At 28.5% G+C, this 14,674-nt stretch carries 12 protein-coding genes, 1 riboswitch and 1 other annotated feature (1 of these 14 only partly in view); of the genes, 11 read left to right on the top strand and 1 reads right to left on the bottom strand.

The genetic code is table 11. From position 1 onward, the window contains the following. Positions 1–3, bottom strand: a binding site (T-box leader) (it extends 207 nt beyond the left edge of the window). 43 nt (positions 4–46) lie between these two features. After that, positions 47–610 (bottom strand): NUDIX hydrolase, encoded by a 564-nt coding sequence (locus AC4FQV_RS07875; RefSeq protein ID WP_491165274.1) that lies wholly within the window; start codon positions 608–610, stop codon positions 47–49. Positions 611–795: 185 nt separating this feature from the next. Between AC4FQV_RS07875 and AC4FQV_RS07870 the strand changes: the two genes are divergently transcribed. The 11 genes from AC4FQV_RS07870 to purH all read left to right on the top strand — a co-directional run bounded on the left by AC4FQV_RS07870 (position 796) and on the right by purH (position 14,609). After that, complete coding sequence (locus AC4FQV_RS07870) at positions 796–1,776, top strand: biotin--[acetyl-CoA-carboxylase] ligase (RefSeq protein WP_491137953.1); 981 nt, start codon at positions 796–798, stop codon at positions 1,774–1,776. 101 nt (positions 1,777–1,877) lie between these two features. Further along, positions 1,878–2,636: a DUF4184 family protein gene (locus tag AC4FQV_RS07865; RefSeq protein ID WP_491165273.1), complete on the top strand. Its 759-nt coding sequence runs from the start codon at positions 1,878–1,880 to the stop codon at positions 2,634–2,636. Positions 2,637–2,739: 103 nt separating this feature from the next. Beyond that, positions 2,740–3,045, top strand: a complete 306-nt coding sequence (locus tag AC4FQV_RS07860) for a hypothetical protein (protein ID WP_491137956.1) — start codon at positions 2,740–2,742, stop codon at positions 3,043–3,045. A gap of 77 nt (positions 3,046–3,122) precedes the next feature. Beyond that, positions 3,123–3,222: riboswitch (TPP riboswitch) on the top strand. Between the two features lie 128 nt (positions 3,223–3,350). Next, complete coding sequence (gene thiC, locus AC4FQV_RS07855) at positions 3,351–4,661, top strand: phosphomethylpyrimidine synthase ThiC (protein ID WP_491165272.1); 1,311 nt, start codon at positions 3,351–3,353, stop codon at positions 4,659–4,661. Positions 4,662–4,879: 218 nt separating this feature from the next. Then, entirely contained in the window at positions 4,880–8,665 is a 3,786-nt protein-coding gene (locus AC4FQV_RS07850; protein WP_491165271.1) for a phosphoribosylformylglycinamidine synthase, read from the top strand. A gap of 128 nt (positions 8,666–8,793) precedes the next feature. Further along, entirely contained in the window at positions 8,794–9,273 is a 480-nt protein-coding gene (purE, locus tag AC4FQV_RS07845) for a 5-(carboxyamino)imidazole ribonucleotide mutase (protein ID WP_491165270.1), read from the top strand. Then, positions 9,273–9,980, top strand: coding sequence for a phosphoribosylaminoimidazolesuccinocarboxamide synthase (gene purC, locus AC4FQV_RS07840; RefSeq protein ID WP_491165269.1), 708 nt, complete (start codon positions 9,273–9,275; stop codon positions 9,978–9,980). The genes purE and purC overlap by 1 nt, the downstream gene beginning before the upstream one ends. A gap of 59 nt (positions 9,981–10,039) precedes the next feature. Next, complete coding sequence (purF, locus tag AC4FQV_RS07835; protein ID WP_491137961.1) at positions 10,040–11,485, top strand: amidophosphoribosyltransferase; 1,446 nt, start codon at positions 10,040–10,042, stop codon at positions 11,483–11,485. Between the two features lie 2 nt (positions 11,486–11,487). Next, a complete protein-coding gene (purM, locus tag AC4FQV_RS07830) occupies positions 11,488–12,489 on the top strand; it encodes a phosphoribosylformylglycinamidine cyclo-ligase (RefSeq protein WP_491165268.1) in 1,002 nt (333 codons plus the stop codon). Continuing rightward, positions 12,477–13,091: a phosphoribosylglycinamide formyltransferase gene (gene purN, locus AC4FQV_RS07825; RefSeq protein WP_491137965.1), complete on the top strand. Its 615-nt coding sequence runs from the start codon at positions 12,477–12,479 to the stop codon at positions 13,089–13,091. Before purM ends, purN begins: the two co-directional genes overlap by 13 nt. 12 nt (positions 13,092–13,103) lie before the next feature. Next, positions 13,104–14,609 (top strand): bifunctional phosphoribosylaminoimidazolecarboxamide formyltransferase/IMP cyclohydrolase, encoded by a 1,506-nt coding sequence (purH, locus tag AC4FQV_RS07820; protein ID WP_491165267.1) that lies wholly within the window; start codon positions 13,104–13,106, stop codon positions 14,607–14,609. Positions 14,610–14,674: the final 65 nt, after the last annotated feature.

Genomic DNA, 14,674 nt, shown 5'->3' with positions numbered 1-14,674 from the left:
TAATAATTCAGTTTTTATATATTATATATCAAAAGTTTTAAACAAGTCAATTAAATTTAAGCTTAAGTTTTGATATTAGCTTTTCATAAATCTTTATCATATGTTTTTCATTACAGTATTTTGTTATTTCATCAAAGGGAATCCACATAACTCCTTTATTTTCATCTAGTTTAGGAGTTAAGATTTCATCTTCATTACATTCTATTAGATAAGTTAAATTAAGATGAAGATGAGAAGATATATATTCTCCGTTTTTTACATGACCATTTACATTTAAAACTTCTAAAGAAAAGGGAGTTTTAAGAAGCACTTTAGGATTTTTAATTCCTGTTTCTTCTTTTAGTTCTTTTAAAGCCGTTTTAAGTGGGATTTCTTCTCCATCTGAATGACCGCCAGTCCATGCCCAAGATTTATATATATTGTGGTAAATCATTAGAAATTTATTTTTTTCTTTATTTATTGCAAAAGCTGAAACAGTTAAATGAAGTATTTTATTTTTTCTTGTTAAAATATATTTAAAAGAGTTTAAAGCATCTAAAAAAACTTCTTTATCTTTTATTTCAACTTCATCAAAGGGAATATAATTTTTTATAGCATAAATATAGTTCATAAAAGTACCTCCTAAATTTACATTTAATTATAACTTAAAAAATATTTTTATTTAAAAATATTTTTGTTAAATATGTCTTTTGTGATAAGAAGAGGTTGTCAATATTATGCATAAAAAATATAATCAAGGAGAGTATTACTTAAAAGAATAAGTTTTTATAGAGAGTATTGATTGGAGGAGATTAAGTGGCACTTAAGGATTCTATACTTAAAATATTAGAGGAAAATAGAGATGAAAGCTTATCAGGGGAAGAATTAGCTAAAAGACTATCTGTATCTAGGGCAGCTATATGGAAAAATATAAAGTCTCTTAGAGAAGAAGGATATAATATTTTAGCAGTTACAAATAAAGGGTATAAACTTACAAAGGAAAATGATTTAATATCAGCAGAAGGAATAAAAATATTTTTAAATAAAGAGTATAGAGAAAATTATATAAAGGTTTATAAGGTTATAGATTCTACTAATCAAGAGGCAAAAAAGCTTTTAATGGATAAGGATATACCAGAGGGAACTGTTTTAATTGCAGAGGAGCAGACTGCTGGAAGAGGAAGGTTTCAAAGAAAATTTTTTTCTCCTTCACAAAAAGGAATTTATATGAGTGTAATTTTAAGACCTAATATAGAACTTTCAAAGGCTATACATATAACTACAGCTACTGCAATTTCAGTTTGTAGGGCAATAGAAAATTTAACTAAGAAAAGGCCTAAGATAAAGTGGGTAAATGATATATTTTTAGATGGTAAAAAGCTTTGTGGTATATTAACTGAAGCAACAGGTAATTTTGAAAGTGGAAGAGTTGAGAATGTTGTAATTGGCATAGGTATAAACTTTAAAACTGAGGAAGATAGTTTCCCTGATGAAATAAAACATTCAGCCTGTTCATTATTTCAAGGAGAAAAGCCTACAGTTACTAGAAATAGAATGATTGCAGAAATTTTAAATGAACTTTTTGCTTTATGCAATAATTTAGAAGATAAGGACATAATGAAAGAGTATAAGGTATTATCATTAGTATTAGGAAAGGAAGTTACCTTTTATAAAAATAATAAGTTAAATAAAGCAGTAGCAACTGATATTACTGAAAATGGTGCCTTAGTTGTTAAATATGAAAATGGAGAAATAGATTATTTAAACTCAGGAGAAATTTCAATAAAAACAATATAATGAAAATTAAAATATTTAGCTTTATTTAGTAAAAAAATATAGGATTTATTTTATTTTTTGCTATTTATTTAATAAAATTTAATTTTATTAAGGAGGAGAATATGCCTTTTACTTTAGCACATCCAGCAGCTGTAGTTTTTTTGAAAAATAAAAAATTAAATATTACTGCCTTAATTTTAGGAAGTATGGCTCCAGACTTTTTATATTTTATAAATTTTAGGCCTTATGGAAATTTAGGACATAAATTATTAGGATTTTTTCTACTTAATTTACCTTTATGTTTTTTATTAGCCTATGTTTTTCATAATATAATTAAATCACAACTTATAAGTAATTTACCTAACCCCTTTGATAAATGGTACTTTTATTTAAGAGAAAAGAAATTTTCATTAAATTCTCTAAAAGAAGTAATAGTTTTTATCTATTCTGCTATATTAGGAATGGCAACTCATGTGCTTTGGGATGCTTTTACCCATAATAGTGGATTCTTTGTTGAGAAGATTCCTTACCTTAGGGAGAAGATTTTATTTTTAGGAGAATATGAAATATATAGATATAAGTTTTTTCAACATGGAAGTACTTTAATTGGAATATTTATAATAGTATTTTTTTTGTATACCCTTAAAGATAGCAGAAAGATAGTCTTTATAAAAAGAATATCTTTTAAAAAAAAGATAAAATATTATTTTAGTATTTCTATTATAATGTTTTTAGTAGTATTTTTTAGTTACTTTATTTTTAGAGAATTTAATATTTCTTATGGAATAGGTGGAGTAGTAGTTTCGATTTTAAATGGTTTGTTTTTAGGGATGTTTATTATTTCTTTTAAGGAAAATCTTAATATGAAAAACAAAGGGTAATTTTATAAGGTATACATAAATTTTAATTTCTTTACAAACTTACCACATATTATTTAGAATGTTATAATATTTTTATTAAAGAATATTTGAAGGGAAGAGGCTTATGGATAAAGTGCTTTTATTACAAAATATATTAGAAGCATTAGTTTTTGTTATATCGACAGTAATTTTTGCTTTATTATATGGTTTATTAGATAAGAAGAAAGGGATAACTGATAAAATAGTTGGTGGACTTAAAAAGAAACCAAAATTAGAAGTTGTAATTCATATAGTAGTTGCTTTAGCTTTAATTTTAATTGTTCGTTATTTTGGACTATATGTTTTTAAGCTTTGGGATTTAGCAGTTATTTTTATTATGGGAGCAATCTCAGGAATTTGTATTTACAATATAAATAGAAATAATTTTTAATATAAAAATATATTTTTATGTAGTATATTGAAAAAATATAGAAATAATAGTATAATTTAGAAAAAATAAAACTTAATATTAATTGCTAGGGGTGCATTTTTATGCTGAGAGGATAGATTCTAACCCTTAAAACCTGATGTAGTTAGTACTACCGTAGGGAAGCAGTAAGTGAAATTTTTATTTATTTTTTAATAAATATAGTTTTATCTTGTTTATTAAGCTTGCCCTAGGGCAAGCTTTTATTTTTTTAGGATCCTAATTTAATTTAACTGCGCAGTTAAAAAATTAATATAAGGAGAACTAATATGAATTATACAACTCAAATGGATGCTGCTAAAAAAGGCATAGTTACAAAAGAAATGAAAATAGTTTCAGAAAAAGAAGGTATTAGCCTTGAAGAATTAATAAGTTTAATGTCTAAAGGTAGAATTGTAATACCTGCTAATAAAAATCACAAAAGTTTAAGTGCAGAGGGAGTTGGACAAGGTCTAAGAACTAAAATAAATGTTAATTTAGGCGTTTCAAAGGATTGTTCTGATATAGATTTAGAATTAGAAAAAGTTAAGAAAGCTATAGAGATGAAGGCAGAATCTATAATGGATTTAAGTAATTATGGAAAAACTTATGCCTTTAGAAAAAAGCTTGTGGAAGTTTCTAAAGCTATGATAGGTACAGTACCAATTTATGATGTTATTGGATTTTACGATAAAGAGCTTAAAGATGTAACTGTTGATGAGTTTTTTGAGGTTGTAGAAAAACATGCAAAAGATGGAGTTGATTTTGTTACTATACATGCAGGGTTAAATAGAGAGACTATTGAAACCTTTAAAAGAAATAAAAGAATTACAAATATAGTATCAAGAGGGGGTTCACTTCTTTTTGCATGGATGGAATTAAATAAAAAAGAAAATCCTTTTTATGAATATTTTGATAGATTATTAGATATATGTGAAAGATATGATTTAACTTTAAGCTTAGGAGACGCTTGTAGACCAGGGTCAATATTTGATGCAACAGATGCTATTCAAATAAAGGAATTAATTACTCTTGGTGAATTAACAAAAAGAGCATGGGATAGAAATGTTCAAGTAATTATAGAAGGACCAGGACATATGGCAATTAATGAGATTGAAGCTAATGTATTATTAGAAAAAAAGTTATGTCATGGTGCTCCATTTTATGTTTTAGGACCAATAGTAACCGATATAGCACCAGGGTATGACCATATAACAAGTGCTATAGGAGGTACTATTGCAGCTTCTCATGGAGCAGATTTTCTTTGTTATGTAACACCAGCAGAACATTTAAGACTTCCTAGTTTAGAAGATGTTAAAGAAGGTATAGTTGCAACTAAAATAGCTGCACATGCTGCTGATATTTCAAAGGGAATAAAAAATTCAAGGTATATAGATAATAAAATGAGTTACGCTAGAAAAAATTTAGATTGGAACGAAATGTTTTCTCTAGCTATAGATAAGGAAAAGCCTTTAAGATATAGAAAAGAATCTATTCCTGAGCATGAAGATAGTTGTACAATGTGTGGAAAAATGTGTTCTATGAGAAATATGAATAAAATTTTAAAGGGTAAAGATATAAATATTTTAAGAGAAGATTAAATAAAAGAGAGATATATTAAAAATTAATATATCTCTCTTTTATTTAAAGACGAATTATTTTTTTAAGAAAAGTGTTATTATAAATATTTTTAGTTAAAAATACGAATGTTTAAATAATTTTAAATATTGACAATATGTGTTTTGGGTGTTATGGTTAAAATAACGAATGATTAATAATTAATCATTAATAATGTTCGTGTTTTGAATGGGGGATTAAAATGTCTGGTATAAAGATGGTATTTGTAGAAAAAAAAGAAGAATTTAATGTTGAAGGTAATAAATTATTTAAGGATTTTAAAGAAAATTTAGCTATTAATTCTTTAGAAAAAGTAAGGGTTTTAAATAAATACATATTAGGAGAAATGGATAAAGAACAATATATAAGTGTTTTAAAGAGTATTTTATCAGAAGCTCCTGTAGATAGAGTTTATGAAGAAGAATTTGAACTTGAAGAAAATGAATATGCCTTTGGCGTTGAATATTTACCAGGCCAATATGACCAAAGAGCTGATTCTGCTATGCAATGTATAATGCTTCGTAATGAAGGAAAAAAAGTTTTTGTAAAATCATCAAAGATAATTGTTTTAAAAGGGAATTTAAAAAAAGAGGAAATAAATAAAATAAAATCTTATTATATAAATCCTATTGATTCAAGGGAGGTTAGTCCTTTTTCTAAAGTTTTTGAAGAGGATTTAAGTGAACCTAAAGAAGTAGAGGTTTTAAAAGGATTTTTAGAATTAGGTGAGGAGGAAATTAAAAATTTCCATAAAGATAAAGCTTTAGCCATGACTTTAGAGGACTTAAAGTTAATAAGAGATTACTTTAAAGAGGAGAAAAGAAATCCTACAATTACTGAGATAAAGGTTATTGATACTTATTGGTCAGATCATTGTAGGCATACAACCTTTGAAACAGTAATAAAGGATATTTTAATAGAAGAGGGAAAATATTCAGAGCCAATAAAAATAGCTTTTGAGAATTATAAAAAATCAAGGGAATTTGTTTATGGTAAAGAGTTAAAAAATAAAGAAATTAAATTAATGGATTTAGCAACAATAGCTATGAAGGAATTAAGAAAAAAAGGAAAGCTTGAGGATTTAGATGTTTCAGAAGAAATAAATGCTTGTTCTATAAATATAGAAATTGAAACTGATAAAGGAAAAGAAGAATACCTTTTAATGTTTAAAAATGAAACGCATAATCATCCAACGGAAATAGAACCTTTTGGAGGGGCTGCTACTTGTTTAGGAGGAGCTATTAGGGACCCTTTATCAGGTAGAAGTTATGTTTATCAAGCTATGAGAGTTACTGGAGCTTCAGACCCAACAACTTCAATTAGTGAAACATTAAAAGGAAAGTTGCCACAAAGAAAAATAACTTTAGGTGCAGCTAGTGGATATAGTTCTTATGGCAATCAAATAGGTCTTGCAACTGGACAAGTAGCTGAAATTTATCATGAAAATTATGCTGCTAAAAGAATGGAAATTGGGGCAGTAATAGCAGCAGCTCCTAAAGAAAATGTTGTAAGATTAGAGCCTAAAAATGGAGATGTAGTAATACTTCTTGGAGGACGAACAGGAAGAGATGGTATAGGAGGAGCTACAGGTTCTTCAAAGGAACATACAGAAGAATCAATTAATAAGTGTGGAGCAGAGGTTCAAAAAGGAAACCCTATAACAGAAAGAAAAATTCAAAGGCTTTTTAGAAATAAAGAAGTAGCAAGAATGATAAAAAGATGCAATGATTTTGGTGCTGGAGGAGTGTCTGTAGCTATTGGAGAACTTTGTAGAGGAATTGATATAGATTTAGATAAAATTCCTAAAAAATATGAAGGATTAGATGGAACGGAACTTGCTATATCAGAATCACAAGAGAGAATGGCAGTTGTTGTTTCTAAGGAAGAAGCAGAGAAATTTATAAGGCTTTCAGAGGAAGAAAATTTAGAAGCTACAATTGTTGCTAAGGTTACAGAGGATGAGAGATTAATAATGAGGTGGAAAGGAAAAACAATAGTTGATATAAAAAGAAGTTTCTTAGATACAAATGGAGCAAAGGAAGAAATTTCTTTAATAGTGAAAGCACCATCTAATTATCCCTACAATGTTGAAGAAGGTGATTTAAGGAAAAAATGGCTAGAATCCTTAAGTGATTTAAATGTTTGTAGTCAAAAGGGGTTAGTTGAAATGTTTGATTCAACTATAGGTGGAGGAACAGTTCTTATGCCTTTAGGAGGAAAATATCAATTAACTCCAGCAGAGGGAATGGTAGCTAAAATTCCACTTTTAGAAGGCGTAAGTAAGGATGCTTCCTTAATGGCTTATGGTTTTAATCCATATTTAGGTGTTTGGAGTCCATTCCATATGGCTTTTTATTCAGTTATTGAATCAGTAACAAAAATAGCTGCTATGGGAGGAGATTATAGAAAGATTAGACTAAGTTTTCAAGAGTATTTTGAAAAGCTATTAAAGGATAAATATAAATGGGGAAAACCTTTTGCAGCTTTATTAGGTGCTTATAAGGCACAAATGGATTTAGGGCTACCAGCAATAGGAGGAAAAGATTCAATGTCAGGTAGTTTTGGAGAGTTAAATGTTCCGCCAACTTTAGTTTCTTTTGCTGTTGGAATTGAAAAAGCTTCAAGAATTATTTCTCCAGAGTTTAAAAATATAGGTTCTACCTTAGTGCTTATGAAGGGGGAAAAATTAGAGGATGGAACTTTAGAGATTAAGGGATTTAAAAATAACTTAGAAAAACTTTATAGCTTAATTGGAGAAGAAAAGGTTATTTCAGCATATTCTATTAAGTTTTCAGGAGTTGCAGAAGGTATTACTAAGATGTCTCTAGGAAATAAGATTGGAGCAGTATTAAATAATATTTCTATAGAAGAGTTATTTGGATTTAATTATGGAAGTTTAATATTAGAGGTTAAAGAAGGAATAGATATTTTAAAGGAGTTTAAAGGAAGTAACTATAAGGTTATAGGAAAAACCTTAGAAGAAGAAATTGTAAAATGTGAGGATTATGGTTTTGAAATTTCTATAGAAGAATTAAAAAATTCTTATGAAAATAAATTAGAAGGGGTATTTAAATCTGTAGAAGAAAATAAAGATTGCGTTTTAGAATTAAGAAATAATAAAAGTGGGGCTAATACTTTAAAAGATAAAGAAGAAAATATTTTAAAATCAAAGATAACAAGAGTAGAGAAACCAAGGGTTGTTATACCAGTTTTTCCAGGCACTAATTGTGAATATGATTGTAGAAGAGCTTTTGAAAGAGAAGGTGCAGTTGTAAGTGAGGTTTTAATTAGGAATTTAGATAAAGAAGCTTTAATAAATTCTATAGATATTTTAAAAAAAGAAATTGATAAAGCTCAAATAATTATGATACCTGGAGGGTTTTCAGCTGGAGATGAACCAGAGGGGTCAGCTAAATTTATAGCAACAATTTTTAGAAACCCTAAGATAAAGGAAGCTGTTATGAAATTTTTAGAGGAAAGAGATGGCTTAATACTTGGAATTTGTAATGGCTTTCAAGCCCTTGTTAAGCTAGGACTTCTTCCTTATGGAAAAATAATTGATATGGAAGAAGATATGGCTACTTTAACTTACAATAATATAAATAGGCATATGTCATCTATAATCAAAACAAAAATAACTTCTAAGAAATCACCTTGGTTTAATTATGTTTCCCTTGGAGATATTCATAGCATTCCAATATCTCATGGAGAGGGAAGATTTGTAGCACCAAAGGCTTTACTAGAAGAATTAGTAAAAAATAATCAAATAGCTACTCAATATGTAGATTTAGATGGGAATGTAGCAAAGGATATGCCTTATAATCCTAATGGATCGTATCTAGGAATAGAAGGAATAACAAGTGAAGATGGAAGAATATTAGGTAAAATGGGGCATTCTGAAAGAATTGGTGAAAATCTTTATAAGAATATAGAAGGAAATTTTGACCAAAAACTATTTAAGGCAGGAGTAGATTATTTTAGAAAATAGTTTTTAAAAGAATAAAGAACTAGCTTTTATATTTAATACTTATAATAAAGCAATATTCTATAGGCTAGTTCTTTAAAGTTTAATGGCAAATATTATTAAATTTTTTATATAGTGGGAGGAAATCTTTAATGAAGGTAGCAATATTTTTTGGAAGCAAATCAGATATAGATGTTATGAAAGGGGCAGGAGAGGCACTTAAGGAGTTTGAAATATCTTATAGTTCCTATATATTATCTGCACATAGAGTGCCAGAAAAGCTTATTGAAACTTTAGAAAAAATTGAAAAGGAAGGTTGTGAAGTTATTATAGCAGGAGCAGGACTAGCTGCTCATCTTCCAGGGGTTATAGCATCTCATACAATACTTCCTGTTATAGGAGTTCCAGTAAAGGCTTCTTTAGAGGGAATGGATGCATTATTATCAATAGTTCAGATGCCAAAGTCAATTCCAGTAGCTACAGTTGGAATAAATAATAGTTATAATGCAGGAATGTTAGCAGTTCAAATACTTTCATTAAAATATCCAGAGTTAAGAGAAAAGTTAGTTGAATTTAGAATAAACATGAAAAATAAGTTTATAAAAGAAAATGGTGAGGGAGTGGAGTTATAATGGTAAATCAATTAGAAATGTTATATGAAGGAAAGGCTAAAAAAATATATAAAACTGATACGGAAGATAGGGTTATTGTTTATTATAAGGATGATGCTACAGCCTTTAATGGAGAAAAAAAAGCAGAAATAGAAAGTAAGGGAATGTTAAATAATGAAATTACTAGTCTTATTTTTGAAATGTTAAATAAGGAGGGAATAAAAACTCATTTTATAGAAAAATTAGGTGAGAGAGAGCAGTTATGTAAAAAGCTTGAAATAATACCTTTAGAAGTAATAGTTAGAAATGTAGCAGCAGGGAGTATGGCTAAGAGATTAGGTCTTAAGGAAGGATATCTTTTAAAAACTACAGTTTTTGAACTTTCTTATAAAGATGATTCTTTAGGAGACCCACTTATAAATGATTATCATGCTGTGGGAATTGGTGCTACAACTTTTGAAGAATTAAATAAAATTTATGAAATAACTAGTAAGGTAAATGAAATTTTAAAGGAAGTATTTAAAAAGCAAAATATAATTTTGATAGATTTTAAATTAGAGTTTGGAAGATATAAGGGAGAAATATTATTAGCAGATGAGATTTCACCAGATACTTGTAGATTCTGGGATGCTAATACAGGAGAAAAAATGGACAAAGATAGATTTAGAAGAGATATGGGAAATGTAATAAATGGATATAAAGAAGTTTTAAGCAGATTGAAATCATAAACTTTTTAAAAAGTATAATTTCATTAAAATTAATTAGGTATTAAAGGGAGTAATAAGGTATGGTTAAGGAGAATTTTAATCTTATTGATCCACAAAATGATAAGTTTAAAGATGAATGTGGAGTTTTTGGAGTTTATGCAAATAAACCAATAGATGTTGCGGCTATAAATTATTATGGATTATATGCTCTTCAGCATAGGGGACAAGAAAGTGCAGGAATTGCAGTAGCAAATGGAGAGGATATAAAAGTTCATAAAGGCTTAGGTGTTTTAACTGAAGCCTTTCATAAAAAAGACTTAGAAAATCTTAAGGACTTTAATGGATATATATCCATAGGGCATGTTAGATATTCAACAGCTGGAGCTAAAACCGTTGAAAATGCACAACCCTTAGTTAGTAATACTAAGCTTGGACCTATATCAACTGCTCACAATGGAAATTTAGTTAACGCCGAAGTAATAAGAAGTCTTTTAGAAGATGGAGGACAAGTTTTTCATACAAGTGTTGATTCAGAAGTCATTACAAGTTTAATTGCAAGAGGAGCTAAAAAAGGAATTGAGAGAGCGGTAATTGATGCTATATCAGCTGTTAAAGGCTCTTTTGCCATGGTAATAATGACTAAAAATAAATTAATTGGAATAAGGGACCCTCATGGTATTAGACCTTTATGTTTAGGAAAATTTGAAGAGGGGTATATATTAACTTCAGAAAGTTGTGCTTTAGATACAATTGGAGCGGAATTTGTAAGGGATATAAAACCAGGAGAAATTGTTGTTATAGATAGTGAGGGAATTAAAAGTTATAGATATTCAGAAAACACAGTTTGTCAAACTTGTGCTTTTGAATATATATATTTTGCTAGACCTGATTCAGTTATAGATGGTTTAGATGTGCAAAGTACAAGAGTTAAGCAGGGAGAGATATTATTTGATGAATATAAAATAGAGGCAGATATTGTTGTTGCAGTTCCAGACTCTGGAATACCAGCAGCTATGGGATATTCTAAGGCTTCTGGCATTCCTTATGAAGTTGGTTTTGTAAAAAATAGATATATAGGGAGAACTTTTATATCTCCTTCTCAAGAGATTAGAGAAAGAGCAGTAGCTGTAAAGCTTAATCCTTTAAAGGTGAATATAAAGGATAAGAGGGTAATTTTAATTGATGATTCTATAGTTAGAGGAACAACTTCAAAGCATTTAATTGAGTCATTAAGAAGAGCTGGAGCAAAGGAAGTGCATTTTTTAGTAGCTTCACCAAGTGTTAAGTATCCATGCTATTTTGGAATTGATACACCTTATAGAAGTCAGTTAATTGGAGCTAATAGAAGCTTAGAGGAAATTAGAGAAAGGATAGGGTGTGATTCTTTAGGATATTTAAGTTTAGAAGGTATGTATAAAAGTTTTGGAGGAAGAAGAAATTTTTGTGTAGGATGCTTTAATGGAGTTTATCCAGTTTCAGCACCTATGGAGGCTTTAGAGGATAATCTTGAAAGGGTGGAGAATTAGATATGTTAACTTATAAGGATTCAGGAGTAAATATTGAAGAAGGATATAAATCAGTAAAATTAATAAAAGAATATGCAAAAAAAACTATGAGTGAATATGTATTAAATGGTTTAGGTTCTTTTGCAGGTATGATTGAGCTTCCAGAGGGATATAAAAAGCCAGTTTTAGTTTCGGGAACAGATGGTGTTGGAACAAAACTTAATATTGCCTGTGAAAAAAGAAAGTTTGATACTGTTGGAATTGACTGTGTTGCAATGTGTGTAAATGATATTTTATGCCATGGAGCAAGACCCTTATTCTTTTTAGATTATATAGCTTGTGGAAAATTAGAAGCTTTAGTTTCTTCTAAATTAGTAGAAGGAGTTTCTAAAGGGTGTCTTTTAGCTAACTGTTCTTTAATTGGTGGAGAAACAGCTGAGATGCCAGGAATGTATAAGGATGGAGATTATGATATTGCAGGTTTTGCTGTAGGGATAGTAGATAAAGATAAAATAATTAATGGTAAGAATATAAAAAGTGGAGATAAGCTTATAGGAATTGCTTCTTCAGGTATTCACTCAAATGGATATTCTCTTATAAGGAAAGCCTTTAGGAATTTAGATGAAGATTTTTATGGAAAGAAACTTTGGGAAGAATTATTAATTCCTACAAAAATTTATGTAGAGCCTGTTTTAAAACTTATAGAAAAATTTGATATAAAGGGAATGGCTCATGTAACAGGTGGAGGATTTTATGAAAATCTTCCTCGTATGATAAGCAAAGAGGGACTTTCTATAGTTATTAATAAGAATAGTTATGAAGTTCCTAATATATTTAAAAAGCTTATGGAAATTGGAATTGAAGAAAAGGAAATGTATAGCACTTTTAATATGGGTATAGGATTTGTTTTATGTGTTTGTGATAAAGATGTTAAGGATATTTTAAATGAATTAGAAAGTTATGGAGAAAAAGCTTTTGAGATTGGATATATAAATTCTGGAGGTGAAGGAGTTTGTATAAAATAGCTGTATTAGCTTCTGGAAGTGGTTCTAATCTTCAATCAATTTTAGACAATATAGATAATGGAAATATAAATGGAAAAGTATCCTTAGTTATAGGAAGTAAAGAAGGAATTTTTGCCTTAGAAAGAGCTAGAAAAAAAGATATAAATACAGTAGTTGTTTCTAAGGAGAATTTTGGAGATAAAACTTCAGATGAAATATTAAGATTAGCTAAAAGTAATAATATTGATTTAATTGTTTTAGCAGGATATCTTTCAATATTAAAAGGAAAAATTTTAGAAGAATATAGAAATAAAATAATTAATATACATCCTTCACTTATTCCATCTTTCTGTGGAAATAAAATGTATGGATTAAATGTACATAAGGCTGCTATAGAAAAGGGAGTTAAGTTTTCAGGATGTACAGTTCATTTTGTTAATGATGAGGTTGATGGAGGCTTCATTATTGAACAGGAGATAGTTAAGGTTGACTTTTATGATACAAAAGAAAGTCTTCAAAAAAAGGTTTTAGAAAAAGAACATTTACTTTTACCAAAAGTTATTAAATATTTTTGCGAAGAAAAAATAAAAATTCATAATGGAAAAGTAAAAATATTAAAGTAGTGAGGGATTTTTATGAAAAAGAGAGCTTTAATAAGTGTTTTTGATAAGGAAGGAATTTTAGAACTTGCAAAGTTTTTAGTAGATAGAGATGTGGAAATAATATCAAGTGGTGGAACTTATAAATATTTAAAGGATAATAATATAGAAGTTAAGGAAGTAAGTGAAATAACTAATTTTAAAGAAATGTTAGATGGAAGGGTTAAAACATTACATCCTTTAATTCATGCTGGAATATTAGCAATAAGAGATAATAAAGAGCATATGGAATCTTTAAAGGAAAGAGAGATAAATACAATAGATTATGTAATTGTGAATCTATATCCTTTTTTTGAAAAACTTAGAGAAGATTTAAGTTTTAATGAGAAAATTGAGTTTATAGATATAGGTGGCCCAACTATGCTAAGAGCGGCTGCTAAGAATTTTAAGGATGTAGTAGTTATATCTGATAAAAAAGATTATAAGAAAGTTATGAAGGAACTTAAAGATAATAATTATGTATCTTATAATTTAAGAAAAATTCTTGCAGGAAAAGTATTTAATTTAATGAGTGCTTATGATGCAGCAATTTCTAATTTTTTATTAGAGGGAGAAGAGGAGCATAAGGAATATCTATCTCTTTCATATAAAAAGGTTCAAGAACTTAGATATGGAGAAAATCCACACCAAAAAGCTGCTTATTATAGCTCAACAGAATTTGATGGAGCTATGAATAGTTTTGAAATTTTAAATGGTAAGGAATTGTCTTATAACAATATAAAGGACTTAGATATAGCTTGGAAGGTTGCTTGTGAATTTGAAGAACCAGCTTGTTGTGCATTAAAGCATAATACTCCTTGTGGAGTAGCAATAGGCAAAAACACAAAAGAAGCTTATTTAAAAGCTTATGAAGCTGATGAAGTTTCTATATTTGGGGGAATAGTTGCAATAAACAGAAAGATAGATAAGGACACTGCTAAAGAAATGGTTAAAATATTCCTAGAAGTAGTTGTTGCACCTGATTTTGATTGTGATGCCTTAGAAATATTAAGAGGGAAGAAGAACTTAAGAGTTATAAAGTGTAAAAATAAACCTAAAGATAAAAATTATATGGTAACAGTAGATGGAGGAATATTAGTTCAAGAAGAAGATAATAAGTTAGCTAATGAATATAAAGTAGTTACAGAAAAAGAGCCAACAGAAACAGAATTAAGAGATATGATTTTTGGAATGAAGGTTGTAAAGTATGTAAAATCTAATGCTATTGTAGTAGTAAAAGATGGAGTAGCAACTGGTATTGGTGGTGGACAAGTTAATAGAATTTGGGCTACAAAAGAAGCTTTAGAAAGAGGGAAGGATGGTGCTATTTTAGCATCAGATGCTTTTTTCCCATTTAGAGATTGTGTTGATGAAGCTTTTAAAAAGGGAATAAAAGCTATAATTCAACCAGGTGGTTCTATTAGAGATGAGGAATCTATAAAAGCTTGTAATGAGCATGGAATAAGTATGGTATTTACAGGAATTAGACATTTTAAACATTAAGAATAAAAATAAAAAATTTATATAGGAGGTGAATTAGGTCATATATTTAATTAAAGTTTTAATTA

Source organism: Clostridium sp. TJA038, from assembly GCF_058310255.1.
Note: the sequence above shows the minus strand (reverse complement) of the source record. Positions and strands in the feature narration are given on the sequence as shown.